Here is a 19,568-nt window from a genome sequence, read left to right on the forward strand (position 1 = left end):
TGGCGACGCTGCTGGACCGGCCGGCGCTGGAGCGCTTTCGTCGGCAGGCGCTGCACCCGGATCATCCGGTGATCCGCGGCACCGCGCAAAATCCGGATATCTACTTCCAGGAGCGGGAGGCCGGTAACCGCTTCTACCTCGCACTGCCCGATCTGGTGGAAAGCTATATGGCGAAGATCACCGCGCTGACCGGGCGGGAATATCACCTGTTTAATTACCACGGCGCGCCGGATGCCGAGCGGGTGATTATCGCCATGGGCTCAGTGTGCGACACCGTCCAGGAGGTTGTGGAGACGCTGAATGCGGCGGGGGAGAAGGTGGGGCTGCTCAGCGTCCATCTCTATCGGCCGTTCTCGCTGGCGCACTTTTTCGCGCAACTGCCCGCCAGCGTGCAGCGTATTGCCGTCCTTGACCGCACCAAAGAGCCGGGGGCGCAGGCGGAACCGCTGTGCCTCGACGTCAAGAACGCCTTCTATCAACGCGACGATGCGCCGCTGATCGTCGGCGGCCGCTACGCGCTCGGCGGTAAGGACGTGCTGCCCAACGATATCGCCGCGGTGTTTGACAACCTCAGGCAGCCGCAGCCGAAGGACGGCTTTACCCTGGGTATTGTCGATGATGTCACTTTTACCTCGCTGCCCGCCCGGCAGGAACCGCTGGCGGTCTCCCATGCCGGGATCACCGCCTGTAAATTCTGGGGGATGGGCTCGGACGGCACCGTCGGGGCGAACAAAAGCGCCATCAAGATCATCGGCGATAACACGCCACTCTACGCCCAGGCCTACTTTTCCTACGACTCGAAAAAGTCCGGAGGGATCACCGTTTCGCACCTGCGCTTTGGCGACAGGCCGATCACCTCGCCCTACCTGATCCACCGGGCCGATTTTATCGCCTGCTCTCAGCAATCCTATGTCGACCGCTATGACCTGCTGGAGGGGCTGAAGCCGGGAGGCACCTTTCTGCTCAACTGCAGCTGGTCCGAGGCAGAGCTGGAGCAGCACCTGCCGGTCAGCGTCCGGCGCTATCTGGCGCAGGAAAAGATCGACTTTTATACCCTTAATGCGGTGGACATTGCCCGCGAGCTGGGCCTCGGTGGGCGCTTTAACATGCTGATGCAGGCGGCGTTCTTTAAGCTGACGGCGATTATCGATCCGCAAACGGCGGCAGACTATCTCAAGCAGGCGGTGGAGAAAAGCTATGGCAGCAAAGGGGCGAGCGTCATAGAGATGAACCAGCGGGCTATCGAGCTGGGGATGGCGGCGCTGCACCGGGTGACGGTACCCGCCCACTGGGCGACCCGCGAGGCGCCGGCACCGCAGGCGAGCACCCTGATGCCGGACTTCATCCGCGATATCCTGCAGCCCATGAACCGCCAGCGTGGCGACCTGTTGCCGGTGAGCGCCTTCGCCGGGATGGAAGACGGCACCTTTCCCTCCGGCACCGCCGCCTGGGAGAAGCGCGGCATCGCGCTGGAGGTGCCGGTCTGGCAGCCTGACGGCTGTACCCAGTGTAACCAGTGCGCCTTTGTCTGCCCGCATGCGGCGATCCGCCCGGCGTTACTGAGCCCTGAAGAGCAGGACACGGCTCCCGCCGGGCTGCTGAGTAAACCCGCCCAGGGGGCCAAAGACTATCACTATCATCTGGCCATCTCGCCGCTGGACTGCTCCGGCTGCGGCAACTGCGTGGAGAGCTGCCCGTCGCGCGGCAAGGCGCTGCAGATGGTCTCCCTCGACAGCCAGCGTGCGATGGCTCCGGTCTGGGATTACGCCCTGGGACTGGCGCCAAAAGATAACCCGTTTCGCAAAACGACGGTCAAAGGCAGCCAGTTCGAAACGCCGCTGCTGGAGTTTTCCGGCGCCTGCGCGGGTTGCGGAGAAACGCCCTATGCCCGGCTTATCACCCAGCTGTTTGGCGACCGGATGCTGATCGCCAACGCCACCGGCTGCTCTTCGATCTGGGGCGCCAGCGCGCCTTCGATGCCCTATACCACCAACCATCGCGGCCACGGACCGGCGTGGGCAAACTCGCTGTTTGAGGATAACGCCGAGTTCGGTCTCGGCATGATGCTTGGCGGCCAGGCGATCCGCCAACAGATCGCCGAGGAGATGACCGCCGCGCTGGCGCTGCCGGTCAGCGACGCGCTTCACGCCGCGATGCGGCAGTGGCTGGCGCAGCAGGATGAGGGGGAGGGGACCCGTGAGCGCGCGGACCGCCTCAGTGCGTTGCTGGCGGAGGAAAAAGAGGGCGTCCCGCTGCTGGAGCAGCTCTGGCAGAACCGCGACTATTTCGTCCGGCGTTCGCAGTGGATCTTCGGCGGCGACGGCTGGGCCTACGATATCGGCTTCGGCGGCCTCGATCATGTGCTGGCCAGTGGGGAAGACGTCAATATTCTGGTGTTTGATACCGAGGTCTACTCCAACACCGGCGGCCAGTCGTCCAAATCGACCCCGGTGGCGGCGATCGCCAAATTTGCCGCTCAGGGAAAACGCACGCGCAAAAAAGATCTCGGCATGATGGCGATGAGCTACGGCAATGTTTACGTCGCCCAGATCGCCATGGGCGCCGATAAAGATCAGACCCTGCGGGCCATCGCTGAGGCCGAGGCCTGGCCGGGACCGTCGCTGGTGATCGCCTATGCCGCCTGTATCAACCACGGCCTGAAAGCCGGGATGCGCTGCAGTCAGCGCGAGGCGAAGCGGGCGGTGGAGGCGGGATACTGGCACCTGTGGCGCTATCATCCGCAGCGGGAAGCCGAAGGCAAAACGCCGTTTATATTGGACTCCGAAGAGCCGGAAGAGAGTTTCCGCGACTTTTTGCTCGGCGAGGTGCGCTACGCCGCGCTGCATAAAACCACGCCGGATCTGGCGGACGCGCTGTTCCGGAAAACGGAGGACGATGCCCGGGCCCGTTTCAGGCAGTATCAGCGGCTGGCGGGAGAGGAGTAGGCTGTCGGTTAGCGATTCACGGCTGCTGCATCACGTTCAGCAGCGTATCCAGCAGGCCGGGAAAACGGGCGTCCAGATCTTCCCGGCGCAGCGAAATCATGTTCTCCCGTCCCTGAGGCCGTTGCCAGATCACACCGCTGTCGCGCAGGACGCGCCAGTGGTGGGTCATGGTGGACTTGGCCACCTCTTCCTGGCGCAGAGCGTTGCAGCTCAGCTCGCTGCCGTCGGCCAGCGTGCGGATGATCTCCAGTCGCAGTGGGTTACCGAGCGCGGAAAGGACATTTTCCAGGCGAATTTGTTCTCGTTCGGGGTGATTGGCGATCATAATAATCCTGTGTCGGCGGTGGCGCGGCGCATGGCAGCCGCAGCCCATATCGGCGGCTGGCGGCTACTATACCCAAACTCCGGTTCTGATGCCACGCGCGCCGCCGCAACCTGACCAATCGTAATAATAGCAAAAATAGTTCGAATATACTCGTACAGTTGTACTATGATAGGCGGCAGTTAAATGAACTGCGGATCATTCCGACCGCAGACTGACAGTCAAAACGACTAAGGACGCATCATGCCCCGACCCATCCCCCTCGAACGTTATCGCAACATCGGTATCTCCGCGCATATCGATGCCGGTAAAACCACCACCACCGAGCGCATCCTGTTTTACACCGGGATGAGCCATAAGCTGGGTGAAGTACACGATGGCGCGGCAACCACCGACTGGATGGCCCAGGAGCAGGAGCGCGGGATCACCATTACCTCGGCGGCGGTAAGCTGCTTCTGGCCGGGTATGGACCGCAGCTTCGAGCCGCACCGGATCAATATCATCGACACCCCGGGGCACGTGGATTTCACCATTGAGGTGGAACGTTCCATGCGCGTGCTCGACGGCGCGGTGATGGTGTATGACTCCGTCGGCGGGGTGCAGCCCCAGTCGGAGACCGTCTGGCGCCAGGCGAATAAATACCACGTTCCGCGGCTGGCCTTCGTCAACAAGATGGACCGCCCCGGCGCGGACTTCTTCCGCGTGGTGCAGATGATGATCGACCGTCTGAAGGCTAACCCGGTGCCGATTGTGATCCCCATTGGCGCCGAAGAGCATTTCACCGGCGTTGTCGATCTGGTGAAAATGCGCGCCATCCTGTGGGATGACGCCACCCAGGGCATGACCTTCAGCTATGGGCCTGTCCCTGACGATCTGCTGGCGACGGCGCAGCAGTGGCGGGAGAAAATGGTCTCGGCGGCGGCGGAAGCCAGCGATGAGCTGATGGATAAATACCTGGAAACCGGCGAGCTGGACGAGGCGGAGATCGTTGCCGGTCTGCGCCAGCGCACGGTGAAGGGGGAAATCCAGGCGGTGCTCTGCGGGAGCGCCTTTAAAAACAAAGGCGTGCAGCGCATGCTCGATGCGGTGGTGGAGCTGATGCCGTCGCCGCTGGATATTCCGGCGATACAAGGCGTTGATGAGAAAGGCCAGCCGGCGGAACGCCATCCGAGCGACGATGAGCCGCTGTCGGCGCTGGCGTTTAAACTGATGACCGACCCCTACGTCGGCCAGCTGACCTTTATCCGCGTCTACTCCGGGACGCTGAAGAAAGGCGATGCGGTGTGGAACCCGGTGAAGGGCAAGAAAGAGCGCATCGGGCGTATCGTGCTGATGCAGGCCAACGACCGCCATGAAGTTGACGAACTGCACGCCGGGGATATCGCGGCCTGCGTCGGTCTGAAGGATGTGACCACCGGTGATACGCTGTGCGATCCGGATGCGATCATTACCCTCGAACGGATGGAGTTTCCGGAGCCGGTGATTTCGCTGGCCATCGAGCCGAAGACCAAAGCGGATCAGGAGAAAATGGGCATCGCGCTGCAGCGGCTGGCGGCGGAAGATCCGTCGTTCCGTCTACATACCGATGAAGAGTCTGGCCAGACGATTATCTCCGGCATGGGCGAGCTGCATCTGGAGATCATTGTCGACCGGATGAAGCGCGAGTTTGGCGTCGAGGCCAACATTGGTCGTCCGCAGGTCACCTACCGCGAAACCCTGCGCAAGAAAGTGACGGACGTGGAAGGCAAATTTGTGCGCCAGTCCGGCGGCAAAGGGCAGTACGGGCACGTCGTGCTGACCCTGGAGCCGCTGGAGCCGGGCAGCGGTTTCGTCTTCGAGGACGCCACCAAAGGCGGCGTGGTGCCACGCGAGTACATCCCTTCCGTGGAGAAAGGGCTGCGCGAAGCGATGGGCACCGGCGTGCTGGCGGGTTATCCGGTGGTTGACGTGAAAGCGACCCTGACCTTCGGGTCGTACCACGACGTGGACTCCTCGGAGATGGCGTTCCGCATGGCGGCGATCTTTGGCTTCCGGGAAGGCGCGCGCAAAGCGGATCCGGTGATCCTTGAGCCGGTGATGCACGTCGAGGTGGAGACGCCGGAAGAGTACGCCGGGAATATTATGGGCGATCTCTCTTCCCGTCGCGGGATGGTGCAGGGGATGGAAGAGCGCTTCGGCAGCCAGATCATCCGCGCCGACGTGCCGCTGGCGGAGATGTTTGGTTATTCCACCACGCTGCGCTCGATGTCTCAGGGACGGGCAACCTACAGCATGGAGTTCCACCATTACGCGGAAGCGCCGCGTAATGTGGCGGATGAAATCATCGCCAGCCGCGCGAAAAGCTAAGCAACGTTCCCGGGTGCGACGCGAGGCGTCTTACCCGGGCTACGAGTCCAGCCATCGTTTGTAGCCCGGGTAAGGCGTTAGCCGCAACCCGGGAATGTCAGCCAATCAGACAATATCCTGTGCGTATTGCCACAGCGCCTTCAGCTGCGCCAGCTTCTCTTTATCATCCGCATACTGCTGATACAGTTTGTAGCCCGGGTAAGGCGTTAGCCGCAACCCGGGAATTTCAGCCAATCAGACAATATCCTGTGCGTACTGCCACAGCGCCTTCAGCTGCGCCAGCTTCTCTTTATCATCCGCATACTGTTGATACAGCATCTGCAGCTCATCGGCATAGGCCTGCAAAAACTCTGGCGTAAACACCTGACGACGGTGCTCTAACCAGCGCTGCTGCTCATGTTCATCGAGCGTGCCGGGGAAGTTGCGCGCCCGATAGTTAAACAGCAGGCGTTCGATACGCTTATCGGCGAAGGTAATATCCAGCGCCGGCAGATTGCGCGGTTCGGTTTCCAGCACGATTTTCATCGCCGCGCGGTCGGCATCGCTAAAGAACCCATTGTAAAGCTGGGCGTCGACGTTTTCGGACGGCACGAACGGCTCGGCTTCGGCATAGACCGCCACCACTTTCTCGCGCACCTGCGGATTCGCCCGCAGCAGCTGGGCATTCTCCAGACAGCGCTGAATGGAGATCCCCAGCCGGTCGGCATCCAGCGGGCGCAGGGTATTGGCCTGAGCCAGCACCGGACATTTATTGAGATGCACCAGCTTGATCGGCGCCGCCGGCAGATCGCCAAGCTCGGCGCGCGGGGTGTAAAGCCGCTCGCGCAAGGCATCGGCATCGAGCTCCAGCAGCGGCGCCATATCGCCCGCCAGATCGACCATAATCACCGCATTGCGGTTTTCCGGATGCCAGGCCAGGGGCGCCACCAGGCTGGTGTTGCCGCGCGCGGCGCCAAACATGCCGGAGACATGCACCAGCGGTTTCATCTGCGGCACGTCGATGAGCGTCGCCAGCTTGCGCTTATTGCGGTGGCTGTAGAGATAATCAAACAGCCGCGGCTGCCGGGTTTTCACCAGCTTCGCCATGGCGATGGTGGCGTACACATCGGCCATCGCGTCATGGGCGTTCTGGTGTTCAATACCGTTGGCGACGGTCAGATGTTCAAGCCGGAAGCTGGGCAAACCCTCGTCATTCTCCGGCCAGGTGATCCCTTCCGGACGCAGGGCATAGCAGGCGCGCATCACGTCGAGCAGATCCCAGCGCGAGTTATCGTGCTGCCAGCTCCAGGCATAAGGGTCATAGAAGTTGCGATAGAAGATATTCCGCGTCACTTCGTCATCAAAGCGCACGTTGTTATAGCCGACGATGCAGGTTTGCGGCACCGTGAACAGATCGTGGATGCGGCGGGCAAACGCGGCCTCATTATCCCCTTTGGCCAGCGCTTCCTGCGGGGTGATCCCGGTGATCATCACCGCCTGCGGCTGCGGCAGATAATCGTCAGCGGGCTTGCAGTAAAACACCTCGGGCTCGCCGATCACGTTCAGCTCCGCGTCGGTGCGGATGGCGGCGAACTGCGCCGGCCGGTCGAGGGAAGGGCTGGTGCCGAAGGTTTCATAATCGTGGAATAAAAATCCGGGCTGGTTGACGCTATCTTGCATAGTCTGTTCATTATCCGTGGTGGCGTGCGACCGGTATGGTAAACGATTTGCCCGGTCATCAGAAGGGTAACGGCAAGCAACTTCCTCTGCTGTGTCATATTTTCTTGCAATTAAACCCTGATATGAAACGCGAAGTTCCGTAAAAAGGACGGCGGATCTGTAAATCTAGAGGATATGCCGTTGAAAGGCCGTTTGTTTATTGCTGTATCTTTGCTCGCTTCGAGCGTTTCCTGCGCATTTGCCGTCGACTTCCCTGCTACGGTCGCGCCACCGGCTATTCAGGCTGGCTCCTGGGTGCTGATGGATTACACCACCGGTCAGGTCCTGACCGCGGGTAACGAACATCAGCAGCGCAATCCTGCCAGTCTGACCAAACTGATGACCGGCTACGTGGTCGATCGCGCCATCGACAGCCATCGTATCACCTTTGACGACATCGTCACCGTGGGTAAAGACGCCTGGGCGAAGGGCAACCCGGTGTTCGACGGGTCATCCCTGATGTTCTTAAAACCAGGGGATCGCGTCAGCGTCCGCGACCTCAGCCGTGGGCTGATTGTCGACTCCGGTAACGACGCCTGCGTCGCGCTGGCCGACTATGTCGCCGGCGGCCAGCCGCAGTTTGTCGCCCTGATGAATCAGTATGTCGAAAAACTGCACCTGCAGGATACCCATTTCGAAACCGTCCACGGCCTCGACGCCCCGGGCCAGCACAGTTCTGCCTATGACCTCGCGGTGCTGTCGCGGGCGATTATTCATGGCGAACCTGACGTCTACCACATGTACAGCCAGAAAAGCCTGACGTGGAACGGGATCACCCAGCAAAACCGTAACGGTCTGCTGTGGGATAAAACCATGAACGTCGATGGCCTGAAAACGGGCCACACCTCGGGCGCCGGGTTCAACCTGATCGCCTCGGCGGTGGATGGCCAGCGCCGGCTGATCGCCGTGGTGATGGGGGCGGACAGTCCGAAAGGCCGCGAGCAGCAGGCCGCTAAACTGCTGCACTGGGGGCAGCAGAACTTTGACACCGTGCAGGTGCTGCAGAAAGGCCAGAAGGTCGGCACCGAACGCATCTGGTACGGCGATAAAGAGCAGATTAAGCTCGGCACCGATCAGGATTTCTGGTTAGCGCTGCCGAAGGCGGAAGTGTCGCGGATTAAAGCGAAATATGTGCTGGATAAGAAGGATCTGGAGGCGCCGATCGCCGCCAACCAGCGGGTCGGCGAGATTTCGCTGTATGACGGCGACAAGGTGGTGGGGCACTATCCGCTGGTCACCCTCGAGAGCATCAATAAAGGCGGGGTGTTCTCGCGAATGAGCGATTACCTGCACCACGAGCTGTAACCATGATAACCGCCTCTTTGCAGGCGGTTTTTTTTCGTCTGTCGCTCCTGCTGGCGGGGCGCCTGTTTTTTCAGCAGTGTGATGGCGACTCTGTGAATTCGCGCACATACTGAGGGGGGATCTCCTGTTAAATTAACTGTATATTCATACAGTCATTTATCCCCAAAGGAGGCAAGATGAACTACAGTATCACCACCCTCGGCAAGAAAACCATTGCCGGTTTCCATCTGGTCGGGCCCTGGGATCAAACGGTCAAGCAGGGGTTTGAGCAACTGATGATGTGGGTTGAGAACCATCAGGTGCCCGCCCGTGAATGGCTTGCCGTCTACTACGATAACCCGGAGGAAGTGCCGGCGGAAAAACTGCGCTGCGCCACCGTGGTCGCCGTTGACGAGGATTACGTCATTCCCGCCAACAGCGAAGGGGTGATACTGGCGGCGGTTGCCGGCGGGGATTACGCCTGCGCCCGCGCGCGGGTGGTGGATTACGATTTTGCCACCCCGTGGATGCAGTTTTTCGACAGCCTGCTGCAGAGCACAACGTATCGCGTGGCCCCCAGGCCCTGTTTTGAGATCTATCTCAACGACGGCAACCACGACGGCTACTGGGATATCGACATGTATGTCCCCGTTGAGCGCGTAGCGTCGTAGCGGTTTACCCCTGTTCCGGACAAGGATTTTTACATTCCCGGCACGCTCCGGGCGAAAAAGCAGTTACAATTGGCCTTTTCGTTTTGCCGGAGAGGGTTGTGCGCGCTGATAAATCACTCAAGCCATTTGAGATCCGCTTGTATCGCCATTATCGGGTGGTGCATGGCGTGCGGATTGCGCTGGCCTTTGTGCTCACTTTTTTGCTGGTGCGGCTGCTGAACGTGCCTGAGGGGACCTGGCCTCTCATCACCCTGGTGGTGGTGATGGGTCCTATCTCCTTCTGGGGCAACGTCGTGCCGCGGGCGTTTCAGCGCATCGGCGGCACGATCCTCGGCTCGGCGCTGGGGCTGGTGGCGCTGAAGCTTGAGCTCATCTCCCTGCCGCTGATGGTCCTCTGGTGCGCGGCGGCGATGTTCCTCTGCGGCTGGCTGGCGCTGGGCAAGAAACCCTATCAGGCACTGCTGATCGGCATTACCCTGTCGGTGGTGGTCGGGGCGCCGCCCGGCGATATGCATACCGCGCTGTGGCGAAGCGGCGACGTGATCTTCGGCTCGCTGCTGGCGATGCTGTTTACCGGTATCTGGCCGCAGCGGGCGTTCATCCACTGGCGCATCCAGATGGCCAGCTATGTCACCAACTTTAACCGCCTCTACCAGGCCGGCTTCTCGCCAAATCTGGTGGATCGGCCGCGGCTGGAAAAGCATCTCCAACAGGCGCTGAACGACGTCGTCAAAATGCGCGGGCTGATCACCCCCGCCAGCAAAGAGACGCACATCCAGAAGGCGATCTTCGAGGCTATCCAGACCGTCAGCCGCAACCTCGTCTGCATGCTGGAGCTGCAGATCAACGCCTGGTGGGCCACCCGTCCGGGTCATTTTGTGATGCTCAATGCGCACACCCTGCGGGAGACGCAGCAGATGACCCAGCAGACGCTGTTGGCCATCGCCCACGCCTTGTATGAAGGGAACCCTCAGCCTGTGCGCGCCAACAATGAAAAGCTGAATGAGATCGTTCTCGAACTGCGCCAGCTGATGAAAGAGCAGGGTGACGACAGCCTGGCGGAAACCCCAATTCATGGCTATGTTTGGCTCTCGATTGAACTGGCGCGCCAGCTGGAGCTGCTGTCGCATCTGATCTGCCGCGCGTTGCGCAAATAAGCACCAGATGCACCGGGTAACTGCATGGGTTGTTTCGATTCAGCAGCGTTTAGGGTTATGATAAACGCAAAGGAAAAAACATTGTCATCAGCGACTGCTAGCAGTTATGTTAGCCCTATAACGCAGTCGCTTTACGAATCCGAATCTCAATTATTAGGGGTGTAAAAATGGAAACAACTAAGCCTTCTTTCCAGGACGTACTGGAGTTTGTTCGTCTGTACCGTCGTAAGAACAAACTGCAGCGTGAAATTCAGGACGTTGAGAAAAAGATCCGTGATAACCAGAAGCGTGTTCTGCTGCTGGACAACCTCAGCGACTACATCAAACCGGGCATGAGCGTGGAAGCTATCCAGGGCATCATCGCCAGCATGAAGAGCGATTACGAAGATCGCGTTGATGATTACATCATCAAAAATGCCGAGCTGTCCAAAGAGCGCCGCGACATCTCCAAAAAACTGAAAGTGATGGGCGAAGCCAAAGTCGAAGGCTAATCCCTGCCGGTCCGGCGGCGATCGACGTCGCCGGGCTGTTCTGCTCTACCTCCCCATTCGTCTCTTTTTCTGCAAAACTTTGTCCCGGCAACTGACTCTCCTCACCGACTCTTTGCTATACTGCCCCGCGAAAACGTATTGATATCGGAAAGGTTTCTCTCATCCTGGCCGGGCATCTGACGCAGCGGCGTCAGAGCGATATCTCAACACCTCTCACCTCTCCGACGATCGATTCGCCAGAAGACAAACTCAGGTGCTGACCGGGCGCGACCGAACTCTTCCGCTGCTTTCGCCGACAGGAGTCAACCTCACGTGATTAAGTCATTCTTTGCTGCACTCTCGTTTATCAGCCGCCTGCCGGTCCCGGCGCGGTTATCTCAGGGCCTGGAGATCGAACAGTACCAGCGCAGTATCGTCACCTTTCCGCTGGTCGGTTTACTGCTCGGCGCCATCGCCGGCGCAGTGGCGCTCCTCCTGCAGCCGTGGTGCGGCGTCCCGCTGGCGGCGCTGTTCGGCGTGCTGGCGCTGGCGCTGCTGACCGGCGGATTTCACCTTGACGGGCTGGCTGATACCTGCGACGGCATCTTCTCCGCCCGCACCCGCGATCGGATGCTGGAGATCATGCGCGACAGCCGGCTGGGCACCCACGGCGGGCTGGCGCTGATCTTCGTGCTGGTGGCGAAAGTGCTGGTAGTCGGCGAGCTGCTGCTGCGCGATACCCACCCCATCGCCGCGCTGGCGGCGGCCTGCGCCGTCGGTCGCGGAATGGCGGTGCTGCTGATGTATCGTCATCGCTACGCGCGGGAAAAGGGGCTGGGCAATCTGTTTATTGGCAAAGTTAGCCTGCAGCAGACGCTGGTGACGATGGCGATGGGGGTAGCGCTGGCCACCGTCCTGCTGGGGCTGCAGGGCCTGCGCGCCGCGCTGATCACCCTGGTGCTGATCTGGGGTCTGGGATGGGCGCTGAAGCGAACCCTCGGCGGGCAGACCGGGGATACTCTCGGGGCGGCGATTGAGCTGGGTGAATTACTCTTTTTACTGGCGCTGCTGTAAGGCCTGGCGCCAACGGTGAGGAACAGAATGGAAACACTTTCTGCGTTACTGGCTGCCATTCCGCAGCCCGATGTGGCGGGCATGGCGCGCGCTCAGCAGCATATTGATGGCCTGTTAAAGCCGCCCGGTAGCCTTGGCCGTCTGGAGACGCTGGCCGTGCAACTGGCTGGTCTGCCGGGGCTGCAGGGGCAGCTGGCGCTGGCGGAGAAGGCGATAGTGGTCATGTGCGCCGACCATGGCGTCTGGCATGAAGGCGTGACGCCTTCGCCGCAGGTGGTGACGGCCATTCATGCCGGCAATATGGTGCGGGGCAACACCGGCGTCTGCGTGCTGGCGGCGCAGGCCGGGGCCAGGGTGCAGGTGGTGGATGTCGGCATCGATGCCGACCCGCTGCCGGGCCTGATTAACCTCAAGGTGGCCCGCGGTAGCGGGAATATCGCCCGGACGGCGGCGATGAGTCGCCAGCAGGCGGAGACGGTGCTGCTGGCCAGCATGCATCTCACCCGCCAGCTCGCCGCCGACGGGGTGAAAGTTTTTGGCGTCGGCGAACTGGGAATGGCCAATACCACCCCGGCCGCAGCCGTGATCAGTGTCCTGACGGGCAGCGATCCTGACGCCGTGGTGGGCTGTGGGGCCAATCTGCCGCTGGCGCAGCGGGGCCATAAGGTGGCGGTGGTGCGCCAGGCGATAGCCCTTAACCAGCCGAACCCGGAGGAGGGGCTGGATGTCCTGGCGAAGGTGGGCGGTTACGATCTGGTGGGCATGACCGGGGTGATCCTCGGGGCGGCCTCCTGTGGCCTGCCGGTGGTGCTGGATGGCTTCCTCTCCTATGCCTCTGCCCTGGCGGCGTGTCGCATGGCCCCGGCGGCGCATCCTTATCTTGTCCCTTCGCATTTGTCGGCGGAGAAAGGGGCGCAGATCGCCCTGGACGCGCTGGGTCTGCGGCCCTATCTCGATATGGACATGCGCCTGGGAGAGGGCAGCGGCGCCGCGCTGGCCATGCACCTGCTGGAGGCCGCCAGCGTGATGTACAACCAGATGGGAACGCTGGCGCAGAGCAACATTGTGCTGCCCGATACCGCGCCCTCGTCCTGATGGTAAAGCGCATCGTCCCCACGATGGGGGGACGATGCGCTGCGTTTACAGCGCCTGCTGCCAGACCGCCTGGGGCAGGAGGTAAACCTGCGCCGGGGCGCGCTTGCCGTCGGTGACAATATGGCGGATGCCGCTGGCCATCACCGCCAGGGTGACGTCAAAAGCGTTCAGGCTATCGCCGAAGCCCGCGGTCAGGTTGAGCATCGAACCATTGGCCAGCAGATAGATGGTTTTGTCGGCCATGCGGTAGGCGTTGATATACGGCATCACCTCTTCCTGAGGGTACTGGCGCAGGTACTCGCCGTCGATCTCTTCCGCCACGTGGCCGACGTTAAGGATAAAGACTCCCGCTTTCGCGCGCTCCAGCGCCTGGCGATTAACCACGTTTTTCCCGCCTGTCGCCGTGGCCACCACGTCCGCCGAGGCGATAGCCTCCTGCAGATCCACCACGTGCCAGCCGTCGTAGGCCGCCTGCAGACGACGGGCAGGATCGATCTCCGCCACCATCACCTGACCGCCAAAGGCTTTTGCCGCCGCCGCGACGCCCTGGCCGACCAGGCCGTAGCCGATCACCAGCACTTTTTTCTCATGCAGGGTGAGATGAGTGGTCTGGAAGAAGGTGTGCCAGGCGGTGAGACCGACCATATGGCGGTTGTGCAGCCCCTCTTTGACCGGCAGATCGTCCCAGTTAAAGATCGGATAGCCTGGCTGAATATCGCCCAGCCGATTGACGCCCGAGCCAGTGGCTTCCAGACCCGCCACGATGTTACCGAACTCGCCGCGCTGGTGGAGCAGGGTGGTGATATCGGCGCCCATCTCGCACAGGTGAGTGGGCTGCCAGGCAATCGCTTTTTCCCATGACTGTTGCCAGTCGGCGTCGCTCATATTGCGCCACGCGCAGGCCTCGGCGCCGCGCTCCACCAGCCAGGCCACCACGTCGTCCTGCACGGTGGTGGGGTTACAGGTGGTTAAAAAGACCTGAGCGCCCTTGTCGAGGATCCCCTGCACCAGCGGGATCATTTTCATGTCGAGGTGCATACAGCAGGCCAGGCGCACGCCGCTGAGGTCGGGCAGGGCGGCGACCTGACGCAGGGTACGCGGCATATTCTGGCTGGCCCATGCCACTTCTTTCGCTAAAGAGATTTTATTATTCACTGGGTTATGACCTTCAGTTCGCAAAAGGGGTATCCCCCTGACAGAAAAGGGATTCTATCAGCCCACGCGAGAATTCACAGCCCTGTGCCCTCTGGACAAGATTGCCCGCGCTATCCCCCTGTGAAATACATGGTTGTTAATGTAAGGTTAAAAAAAGAAAATAAAATATAAGTAATTCCTATGACCTAAGCGATAAAGCGATGTTGAGTGTCATTTCAGCGGGGCTGTTTTCACGGCTGCGGATTTTCCTTGGGCGCCTGAAGCCGCACGCGCTACCGGTGGCCCGCCGGCATATCGTGCTGGGATCCATTGGCGCCGGCACCGGGCTGGCGGTAACCAGCATGTTCAGCCACTGGCTGCTCGGCGAAGTCAATTTGTGGTTTATTGCCCCCATGGGCGCGTCGGCGGTGCTGTTATTTGGCGTGCCGAGCAGCCCGCTGGCGCAGCCGTGGTCGATTGTCGGCGGTAATGTGCTGTCGGCGCTGATCGGCGTCACGGTGGGCATGCTGGTTCCCGACCCGGCGCTGGCCTGCGGGCTGGCGGCCGCGCTGGCGATCGCCGGGATGTATTTTCTGCGCTGTCTGCATCCCCCCGGCGGCGCGGTGGCCCTGACGGCGATCCTCGGCGGCGCCGGGGTGCACAGCGAAGGCTATCACTTTGTGCTGACGCCGGTGCTGCTCAACTCGCTGATGCTGGCGCTGCTGGCCATCGTGTTTAATAACCTGGTTGGCCGCCGCTATCCGCATTCGCTGGCGGCGGAGGAGGTCAAGCCCCGGGCGGTGCCACTGGGCATCTCGGTCACCCGGGAGGATATTCACGCCGCGCTGCTGGAAGGCCAGTTCCTCGACATTGATGAAGACGATGTCCAGGAACTGCTGGAGAATATCGAGCAGCAGGCGCGCCAGCGCATCGCGATGGCTGCCCGCCGCTAAGGGCGCGCTTCGGGCTGCGGGTTACAGATCGCCGGTAAGATACTGCGCGACCCCGCGGCCAAAGCTCCAGTCACCTTTCTGATTACTGATAATCGACACCATCACATCATCGCCGCTCAGGCCGCAGTGCTCCGCCAGCTCCTCCTGCAACAGGGCGAAGAAGCGTTGCTTCTGCGCCTCGCTGCGCGGGCTGGTATAGACCCGCACCACCACCAGATCCCGCGTGCGGGTCAGTCCGAGGCCGGTATCGTCAATCACCATATGGTGGGCTTTGTTTTCGTGAACAATCTGGTAGCGGTCGCGTTCCGGTACCTCGAAGGCACGCAGCACGGCGCGATGGGCGGCATCCAGCAGGGTTCTGATCTCCTGTTCCGTACGGCCTTCAATCAGGTCAAATGTCAGTAATGGCATGCAGGTGTTCCTTATCGTTAGGGAATAATGACGGGCTGAACAGGATGCTAGCCGATGCCGTCGCGGGCAAGAACCGCTATAGTTGAATACATTGTTTTTACTGGTGAACAATCACATGAGCGAGAGTCGTCCGGAGAGTTACTGGGCCCATCTGTACTGGCTGACGGTGCTGGAAGAGCAAAAAAGCTATACCCGGGCCGCGGAAAAGCTGGGGATCAGCAAGTCGGCTATCAGCCAGAAAATCAGCGAGCTGGAGCGGGTGACTGGCAAAACCCTGGTCCATCGCACTACCCGCAGCGTGAGCCTCAGCGAAGACGGACTGCGGCTGGTGGCGGAACTCAACGAGCCGTTTGGTCAGTTGCGGGATATTTTCACCGGCGCCTGCGATGAGGGCGGGCCGCTGCGGGGAACGCTGCGCCTGACCGCGCCGGTGGCCTTTTCCCGCCAGCAGCTGGTCCCGGCGATCGCGCCGTTTTTGCATCAGCATCCCCAGCTGCATTTGCAGCTGGAGGTGACCGACCGGCTGGTCTCTCTGGCCAGCGAAGGGTTCGATCTTGCCATCCGCCACTGTCGGCGCGAGGCGCTCCCGGACACCCACGTCGCCTGGCCGCTGTGTCACACCGCGACGCTGATCGTCGCGTCCGCCGACTATATTCGCCGCCATGGCCGCCCGGAGACCCCCGACGATCTGCGCCACCACCAGTGCCTGACCTATCCCCGTGGGCCACAGCGCCCGCAGTGGACGTTCGCCTCCCGCCAGGCGCCCGATGAACGGGTGACCATCAATGTGCAGGGGCCCTTCGCCACGAATAACAGCGAGTCGCTACGCGATGCCGTGCTGGCGGGGCTTGGGGTGGCGCTGCTGCCGGATTTCAGCGCCCGGGAGGCCATCGGTCGCGGGCTGGTGCAGGAGCTGCTCCCGGCGTGGCAGCCGGTGGAGGTGTTTGCCGATAAGCTGTACGTCATCCGGCCCTATACCCCGCGCGTGTCGCGCGCGGTGGAAACCTTCAGCCGCTACCTGAAAGCGACCTTTAGCGAGCCGCGTCCAGCTCCCGCGCCAGCGCCTCGCTAAAGCGGGGAAGCAGATGGCGCTCGCCGGGAAGCCGCTGCGCGAGGGTGACGGTTTTGTCGGCGCAATAGACCCGCTCGCTGCCGAGCTGCGCTTCAAAGGCGTTCGCCGCCTGATGCGCCGCGCTCAGATCGGCGTCAATAAGGATCACCGCATGGGCCAGCACCACATGGCCGCGGCCTGCCGTCAGCGGCCGCCAGTACTGGGCGGTACCGACAATCTTGCGCGCCGCCTCGCCCTCCCCGCAGGCGAGGTTATACCGGCCATCGCAAAAGGAACCGTTTACCGCCCGGGCGTGGCTGGCAACGCCGAAGCGCGCGAGGGTACGCTGCAGCACCGCGCACAGCGAGTGATAGATGGGTTCGGCGGCCTCGCCGAGCGACTGCTGCACCGGCCAGGCGAGGCTAAGGTTGATAATGCCCGGCCCCTGAGGCACCAGACCGCCCCCGGAGCGGCGAAGCCATACCGGCCAGCCGCGCGCGGCAAAATGCGCACTGACTGCCGGCAGATCCGCAAACTGACGATAGCTCCCCGGCACCACAAATCCCTGCGGCGCCTGCCAGAGTTGGGCGACGGCCTCCCCGGCGCTGGCTTTGGCAAACAGCGGCTGTTCCGCCTGGGTGGGGTCCTCGCAAAACTGCAGCGCCAGCGAGGAGGGGGTAAAACGGCGAGGCCAGCAGTCGGCCAGCGATAACAGAGACATGCATTCTCCTTACCGGAGGGCGCGGGTCACGCCCCCCGCAGGTGGGTCAGTGGACGGTCTGTTTTTTCATCAGCAGGGCGGTGAGCGCCGACAGCAGGCATCCCGCGGTCAGATAGAGGGCCACGCTGTGCCATGAACCGCCGGAGAAGGTGACCAGCGCCGCGGCGATAAACGGCGTAAAACCGCCGCCGACCACGCTCGCCACCTGGTAGCCGACGCCGGCGCCGCTATAGCGATAGCTGGCGCCGAACAGCTCGGTAAACATCGGCTGCTGGACGCAGACCACCATATCATGGGCGATATTGGCCAGCATCAGGGCGAAGAACAGGATCCAGAAAACAGACTGACTCTCCAGCGCCATAAAGAACGGAAAACCGCTCAGCGTGCCGATCAGCGCGCCGGTGATATAGATCCGTCGGCGACCAAAGCGGTCTGCCAGCCAGGCGAAGCAGGGGATAGTCAGGCAACTGAGTCCGCCCACCAGCAGGCCGATGTTGAGAAACAGCTCGCGCGGCAGGCCGAGGTTTTGCGTGGAATAGTTGAGGGCGAAGGCGGTGACGATATACATCGTCAGCAGTTCGCACAGCCGCAGGGCGATAATCAGTAAAAACGCTCCCGGATGGCGAAGCAGGGCTTCTACCACCGGTAGTCGCTTTTTCTCCGGCTGAAGGTTGGCCTGGCTCTGCTGCGCTTCAAATTCCTGCGATTCCGCCATGCCGTTACGGATCCACAGCGCAATAAGGACCAGCACCACGCTGAACAGGAACGGTAAGCGCCAGCCCCAGCTGAGGAACTGCTCGTCGGTGGTCAGGCTGCTGATCAGCGATACCAGCCCGGTGGAGAGCAGCAGGCCGACGCCGTAGCCTACCTGCACCCCGCTGCTGTAAAAGGCTTTTTTCCCCTGCGGGGCGTTCTCCACCGAGAGCAGCGCCGCGCCGCCCCATTCCCCGCCGACGGCAAACCCCTGAACGGCCCGCAGGAACACCAGCAGCGCCGGCGCCCACCAGCCGATCTGGCTGAACGAGGGGAGCAGGCCGATGCAGGCGGTGGCGATACCCATCATCCAGACGGTCATCATCAGCATCCGTTTACGCCCGAGGCGGTCGCCGAAGTGGCCAAAGATAATCCCGCCGAGCGGGCGAAAGAGAAACCCGACGCCGAAGGTGGCAAAGGCGGCAAGCGTCCCCATCGCCGGGCCGATCTGCGGGAAAAACTCGCGGTTAAACACCAGCGCGGCGGTAATGCCATAGAGAAGAAAATCGTACCAGTCGACCACCGCGCCGGCAAAACTGCCCCATGCCGCCCGCCGGGCGCGAAGCAGTGAATCTGGCGCCTCGGCGGGCTGCACGCTTATTGTTGAATCCATACCCTGTCCTGTCTGTCACATAATTTGTCGTTATTGGAATGAGACGCTTTTACTGTTGCGTCAGCGTTGAGACTACCGCGCAGCGGCCGTGGAGGAAAGTAGTTTGCCTGCTAAGCGGGGAGATGGCGCAAAAAAGAAGCGACGGGAAAGGCGGGCTAAATCACACCCTGTACTAAACAATCTGGCAATTTGCCAGCCAGCTTATACTTTTAATTAAATCAACGGATAACAAAGAGGGACACCTTTTAAGAATTGACGTAAATGGTTTACACTTAACATGTCTCCTTCTCTGGAATGGTGAGTTAAATGCGTCTACTTCTTGCAGTGTTATTTTGTTCTGTCATGTTGCCTTCGGCTTACGCTGAAAAACTGCCTGCGCCGACAGGAAAACCTGTACTGACCATTTCCGGAAAAATCGGGAATACGAACGTCGGTGACAAAGCCGTTTTTGACCTCGCGGCGCTGGAAAAACTGGGGATGAAAACGGTGGAAACCACCACCCCCTGGTACACCGGTAAGGTTCGTTTCGATGGTATTCCCCTTAATAAACTCATGGATTTAGTCGGCGCTAAGGGTAAATCCGCCCGCGTGCTGGCGCTTAACGACTACACCACCATTATCCCGATTGATGATTTTTATAAATTCCCGGTCATTATGGCCTTAAAAATGAACGGCGAATATATGCGCGTTCGTGATAAAGGTCCATTATTTATCGTCTACCCTTACGACAGCAGCACTGAATTACAAAACCAGATCTATTATTCCCGATCGGCCTGGCAAGTTTCTAAGATTATTATAGAGTAAGGGTTGGATCTTGAATCGAATACTCACGGCTATTATTTTGTCGTTATTTATTGTTACCGGATATAT

The 19,568-nt window shown here is 60.9% G+C and carries 18 protein-coding genes; 11 read left to right on the forward strand and 7 right to left on the reverse strand.

The window, feature by feature from the left end; all coding sequences use genetic code 11:
• Window positions 1–2,945: pyruvate:ferredoxin (flavodoxin) oxidoreductase (gene nifJ / locus CW267_RS26010; protein ID WP_101148672.1), on the forward strand; the 2,945-nt coding region annotated here is incomplete at its 5' end.
• Window positions 2,946–2,961: 16 nt separating this feature from the next.
• On the opposite strand, the gene CW267_RS26015 is transcribed toward nifJ, so the two are convergent.
• Window positions 2,962–3,270, reverse strand: a complete 309-nt coding sequence (locus CW267_RS26015; protein ID WP_008804136.1) for an ArsR/SmtB family transcription factor — start codon at window positions 3,268–3,270, stop codon at window positions 2,962–2,964.
• 240 nt (window positions 3,271–3,510) lie between these two features.
• Between CW267_RS26015 and fusA the strand changes: the two genes are divergently transcribed.
• Entirely contained in the window at window positions 3,511–5,613 is a 2,103-nt protein-coding gene (gene fusA, locus CW267_RS26020; RefSeq protein ID WP_008804137.1) for an elongation factor G, read from the forward strand.
• A gap of 105 nt (window positions 5,614–5,718) precedes the next feature.
• On the opposite strand, the gene CW267_RS31540 is transcribed toward fusA, so the two are convergent.
• Together CW267_RS31540 and sbcB are read right to left on the reverse strand one after the other, a co-directional pair.
• A complete protein-coding gene (locus CW267_RS31540) occupies window positions 5,719–5,847 on the reverse strand; it encodes a hypothetical protein (protein ID WP_021313317.1) in 129 nt (42 codons plus the stop codon).
• The gene (sbcB, locus tag CW267_RS26025; protein WP_023297932.1) at window positions 5,848–7,272 is read right to left on the reverse strand and encodes an exodeoxyribonuclease I; all 1,425 of its coding nucleotides are present in this window, start codon (window positions 7,270–7,272) and stop codon (window positions 5,848–5,850) included.
• 180 nt (window positions 7,273–7,452) lie between these two features.
• Between sbcB and dacD the strand changes: the two genes are divergently transcribed.
• The 6 genes from dacD (at window position 7,453) to cobT (ending at window position 13,062) form a co-directional block, all read left to right on the forward strand.
• A complete protein-coding gene (dacD, locus tag CW267_RS26030; protein ID WP_008804139.1) occupies window positions 7,453–8,616 on the forward strand; it encodes a serine-type D-Ala-D-Ala carboxypeptidase DacD in 1,164 nt (387 codons plus the stop codon).
• A gap of 176 nt (window positions 8,617–8,792) precedes the next feature.
• Complete coding sequence (gene sbmC / locus CW267_RS26035) at window positions 8,793–9,266, forward strand: DNA gyrase inhibitor SbmC (protein WP_012967620.1); 474 nt, start codon at window positions 8,793–8,795, stop codon at window positions 9,264–9,266.
• A 98-nt stretch (window positions 9,267–9,364) separates the two neighbouring features.
• Entirely contained in the window at window positions 9,365–10,423 is a 1,059-nt protein-coding gene (locus tag CW267_RS26040) for an FUSC family protein (protein WP_004203544.1), read from the forward strand.
• Between the two features lie 167 nt (window positions 10,424–10,590).
• Entirely contained in the window at window positions 10,591–10,914 is a 324-nt protein-coding gene (locus CW267_RS26045) for a DUF496 family protein (RefSeq protein ID WP_002911883.1), read from the forward strand.
• 312 nt (window positions 10,915–11,226) lie between these two features.
• Window positions 11,227–11,967 (forward strand): adenosylcobinamide-GDP ribazoletransferase, encoded by a 741-nt coding sequence (gene cobS, locus CW267_RS26050; RefSeq protein ID WP_008804142.1) that lies wholly within the window; start codon window positions 11,227–11,229, stop codon window positions 11,965–11,967.
• A 27-nt stretch (window positions 11,968–11,994) separates the two neighbouring features.
• Entirely contained in the window at window positions 11,995–13,062 is a 1,068-nt protein-coding gene (gene cobT, locus CW267_RS26055) for a nicotinate-nucleotide--dimethylbenzimidazole phosphoribosyltransferase (RefSeq protein ID WP_100781502.1), read from the forward strand.
• A 45-nt stretch (window positions 13,063–13,107) separates the two neighbouring features.
• Here cobT and CW267_RS26060 read toward each other — a convergent pair whose 3' ends face one another.
• Window positions 13,108–14,217 (reverse strand): adenosylhomocysteinase, encoded by a 1,110-nt coding sequence (locus CW267_RS26060; RefSeq protein WP_100781501.1) that lies wholly within the window; start codon window positions 14,215–14,217, stop codon window positions 13,108–13,110.
• A gap of 200 nt (window positions 14,218–14,417) precedes the next feature.
• Between CW267_RS26060 and CW267_RS26065 the strand changes: the two genes are divergently transcribed.
• The gene (locus CW267_RS26065; protein ID WP_023297929.1) at window positions 14,418–15,149 is read left to right on the forward strand and encodes an HPP family protein; all 732 of its coding nucleotides are present in this window, start codon (window positions 14,418–14,420) and stop codon (window positions 15,147–15,149) included.
• A 21-nt stretch (window positions 15,150–15,170) separates the two neighbouring features.
• Here the strand turns inward: CW267_RS26065 and CW267_RS26070 are convergent, their stop codons facing one another.
• Window positions 15,171–15,560 carry a tautomerase family protein gene (locus CW267_RS26070; RefSeq protein ID WP_008804146.1) on the reverse strand — a complete coding sequence of 130 codons (390 nt, stop codon included), beginning with the start codon at window positions 15,558–15,560 and terminating at the stop codon, window positions 15,171–15,173.
• Between the two features lie 115 nt (window positions 15,561–15,675).
• Between CW267_RS26070 and CW267_RS26075 the strand changes: the two genes are divergently transcribed.
• Entirely contained in the window at window positions 15,676–16,632 is a 957-nt protein-coding gene (locus CW267_RS26075; RefSeq protein ID WP_008804147.1) for a LysR family transcriptional regulator, read from the forward strand.
• Here CW267_RS26075 and CW267_RS26080 read toward each other — a convergent pair.
• Together CW267_RS26080 and shiA are read right to left on the reverse strand one after the other, a co-directional pair.
• Window positions 16,592–17,332 (reverse strand): lipoyl protein ligase domain-containing protein, encoded by a 741-nt coding sequence (locus CW267_RS26080; protein ID WP_023340479.1) that lies wholly within the window; start codon window positions 17,330–17,332, stop codon window positions 16,592–16,594. The genes CW267_RS26075 and CW267_RS26080 overlap by 41 nt on opposite strands.
• A 46-nt stretch (window positions 17,333–17,378) precedes the next feature.
• The gene (gene shiA, locus CW267_RS26085) at window positions 17,379–18,698 is read right to left on the reverse strand and encodes a shikimate transporter (protein WP_008804149.1); all 1,320 of its coding nucleotides are present in this window, start codon (window positions 18,696–18,698) and stop codon (window positions 17,379–17,381) included.
• A gap of 306 nt (window positions 18,699–19,004) precedes the next feature.
• Between shiA and CW267_RS26095 the strand changes: the two genes are divergently transcribed.
• The gene (locus tag CW267_RS26095) at window positions 19,005–19,502 is read left to right on the forward strand and encodes a molybdopterin-dependent oxidoreductase (protein ID WP_012541125.1); all 498 of its coding nucleotides are present in this window, start codon (window positions 19,005–19,007) and stop codon (window positions 19,500–19,502) included.
• Window positions 19,503–19,568 lie beyond the last annotated feature (66 nt).

It is taken from the genome of Klebsiella sp. X1-16S-Nf21, from assembly GCF_002837615.1.
GTDB lineage: Bacteria > Pseudomonadota > Gammaproteobacteria > Enterobacterales > Enterobacteriaceae > Klebsiella > Klebsiella variicola.

Bases quoted from the DNA above. Each gene is read 5' to 3' on its own strand.
- CW267_RS26015 (WP_008804136.1), bottom strand. From the start codon at position 3,270: ATGATCGCCAATCACCCCGAACGAGAACAAATTCGCCTGGAAAATGTC.
- fusA (WP_008804137.1), top strand. From the start codon at position 3,511: ATGCCCCGACCCATCCCCCTCGAACGTTATCGCAACATCGGTATCTCC.
- sbcB (WP_023297932.1), bottom strand. From the start codon at position 7,272: ATGCAAGATAGCGTCAACCAGCCCGGATTTTTATTCCACGATTATGAA.
- sbmC (WP_012967620.1), top strand. From the start codon at position 8,793: ATGAACTACAGTATCACCACCCTCGGCAAGAAAACCATTGCCGGTTTC.
- CW267_RS26045 (WP_002911883.1), top strand. From the start codon at position 10,591: ATGGAAACAACTAAGCCTTCTTTCCAGGACGTACTGGAGTTTGTTCGT.
- cobT (WP_100781502.1), top strand. From the start codon at position 11,995: ATGGAAACACTTTCTGCGTTACTGGCTGCCATTCCGCAGCCCGATGTG.
- CW267_RS26065 (WP_023297929.1), top strand. From the start codon at position 14,418: ATGTTGAGTGTCATTTCAGCGGGGCTGTTTTCACGGCTGCGGATTTTC.
- CW267_RS26070 (WP_008804146.1), bottom strand. From the start codon at position 15,560: ATGCCATTACTGACATTTGACCTGATTGAAGGCCGTACGGAACAGGAG.
- CW267_RS26075 (WP_008804147.1), top strand. From the start codon at position 15,676: ATGAGCGAGAGTCGTCCGGAGAGTTACTGGGCCCATCTGTACTGGCTG.
- CW267_RS26080 (WP_023340479.1), bottom strand. From the start codon at position 17,332: ATGTCTCTGTTATCGCTGGCCGACTGCTGGCCTCGCCGTTTTACCCCC.
- shiA (WP_008804149.1), bottom strand. From the start codon at position 18,698: ATGGATTCAACAATAAGCGTGCAGCCCGCCGAGGCGCCAGATTCACTG.
- CW267_RS26095 (WP_012541125.1), top strand. From the start codon at position 19,005: ATGCGTCTACTTCTTGCAGTGTTATTTTGTTCTGTCATGTTGCCTTCG.